The following is a 2,250-nucleotide window of genomic DNA, read 5'->3' as shown; positions in this document are numbered from 1 at the left end:
GGGCGTCGGCGACGGCGGCCCGGGTGACCGGGGTGACCTCCGCCGGCAACCCGTCCGGGGAATGCCAGGCGAGCGTGCACCCGGCCGGCGGCGTCTCGGCCGCGTCCCCGTCGGTCCGCGCCCGGAACACGTGCACCAGCACGTCGGGCAGCGGGTCCGGCGTCGGCGGCCCGCCGCAGGGCGAGCCGCTGAGGTGGTAGAGGCCGACCAGATCGACGATCTCGACCGCGCACCCGGTCTCCCGGCGGACCTCGCCCGCCACCGCTGCGGTCGGGCACCCCGGCCGGTGCAGCCGCCCACCGGGCAACGCCCACCGCCCGCCCCGGTCACGCCGGCACAGCAGCACCCGACCGGCCTCGTCGGTCAGGACCGCGGCGACCGCCCAGGTGAGCGTGCTCATGGACAAAGAGCGTACGGGCCGGCAAACCGGAAGTCAGCCGGCGCGCGAACCTGGCCGGACCGGGGTGCCGCGGATGCGGTCCGCAACGGTAGCCTTTGCAGCCGTGACCCTCGCCTCGTTGAGCCCCCAGGCGGCCCTGCCGAGCCCGACCACCGCGGTCTGGCCATCTCGGGCCGGCGCCGATCCGGGCCTATGCGCTCTGCATCATCCTCGGCATCGTGCTGGCCTGCTGGGTCACCGAGCGCCGGCTGCGCCAGCGCGGCGTGGCCCCGGGCGCGGTGCTCGACATCGCGGTCTGGGCGGTGCCGGCCGGCATCGTCGGCGCCCGGATGTACCACGTGATCACCTCACCGGAGAAGTACTTCGGCGCCGGCGGGGACTGGCTCAAGGTGTTCTACATCCACGAGGGTGGGCTGGGCATCTGGGGCGCGGTCGCCGGTGGCGCGGTCGGCGCCTGGATCGCCGCCCGGCAGCTCGGCATCCCGTTCGCGGTGGTGGCCGACGCGCTCGCTCCCGGACTGCCGCTGGCCCAGGCGGTCGGCCGGTTCGGCAACTGGTTCAACAACGAGCTCTACGGCGGCCGCACCACGCTGCCCTGGGGGCTGGAGATCCACAAGATGAACCCGGCCGACCCGGGTCAGGCGCTGCGCGACCCCGCCGGCCAGCCGGTCCTCGAGCCCGGGCTCTACCACCCGACGTTCCTCTACGAGGCGCTGTGGAACGTCGGCGTCGCCGCCCTGGTGTTCGCCCTCGACCGCCGGTTCAAGCTGGGCAAGGGCCGGGCCTTCGCGCTCTACGTGATGGGCTACACCGCCGGTCGGTTCTGGATCGAGCTGATGCGCACCGACGAGGCGAACGAGATCCTCGGCGTCCGCCTCAACGTCTGGACCGCCGCCCTGGTCTTCCTCGGCGCGCTGATCTACTTCCTCCGGGTCCGCGGCCCCCGCGAGTACCTGATCCCGGTGGGCACGCCGGCCACTCCGGTGCCGCCGGCCGGTGGGGACGTCTCCCAGGTCGACCTCTCCCGCACCGAGAACGGGCCCCGGGCGGTCGCCCCGGAGGGCTACCGGACGGTCAGCGAGGAGCAGTTCCAGGCGTACCGGGAGACCGGCGAGGTCCCCGACGAACCCGCCGCCGAGACGACCACCGAGACCGACGACGAACCCCCGGCCGACGCCGACGACGAGGCCGAGTCCGTGGGGCGACGGCGACGTCCCGGAGCGGGACGACCGGGCGGGCGCCGCCGGCGCCCGGCCCGCCGACCGGGACAGCTGAGCGGGGCGGGGATGCGCACCGCGGTGGTGGTCGGCGCCGGGCTCGGCGGGTTGGCGGTGGCCGGCACGCTGGCCCGCTCCGGCTGGCAGGTCACCCTGCTGGAACGGGCGGACCGGGTCCGTCCGGAAGCCACGGCCGTGGTGCTCTGGCCCAACGGGGTACGCGCGCTGCACGCGCTCGGCCTCGGCGCGGGCCTGGACGCGATCGCCACCCCGCTGCCCGACGGCGGGGTACGCCGGCCGGACGGGCACTGGCTGGTGCAGCCGCGCCCGACGCCGGCCGACCGGATGCCGGTGGTGGTGCACCGGGAGGACCTGCACGACGCGCTGATCGCCGGGCTCGGCGACCGGGTGGAGCTGCGCACCGGCGTGGCCGTCGACACCGTCCGGGTCCGCCCCGGCCAGCGGCCCGCGGTCGGCACCGCCGGGCACCTGGTCGAGGCCGACCTGGTGGTCGCGGCCGACGGCACCGACAGCGCGGTACGCCGCCAGCTCGCCCCCTCCTCGGCGGTGATCAGCTCCGGCTGCGCGGCCTGGCGCGCGGTGATCCCCTGGTACCGGGCGCCCCGGCTGCCG

2 protein-coding genes and 1 pseudogene are annotated in these 2,250 nt (G+C 76.1%); 2 read left to right on the top strand and 1 reads right to left on the bottom strand.

The annotated features are described in order from the left end of the window. Positions 1–400, bottom strand: a 400-nt coding sequence (locus JNW89_RS35305; RefSeq protein WP_238452327.1) for an NUDIX hydrolase, incomplete at its 3' end; no start/stop codon positions are given. Positions 401–503: 103 nt separating this feature from the next. Here JNW89_RS35305 and lgt point away from each other — a divergent pair. Continuing rightward, positions 504–1,675, top strand: a pseudogene (lgt, locus tag JNW89_RS35300) (prolipoprotein diacylglyceryl transferase). Positions 1,676–1,686: 11 nt separating this feature from the next. Beyond that, on the top strand, positions 1,687–2,250 hold a 564-nt coding region (locus JNW89_RS35295), incomplete at its 3' end, for an NAD(P)/FAD-dependent oxidoreductase (RefSeq protein ID WP_238452326.1).

This window comes from Micromonospora sp. 4G55 (genome assembly GCF_016803375.1).
The sequence above is the reverse complement of the archived record's forward strand: the minus strand, read 5'-3'. Positions and strand labels throughout refer to the sequence as shown.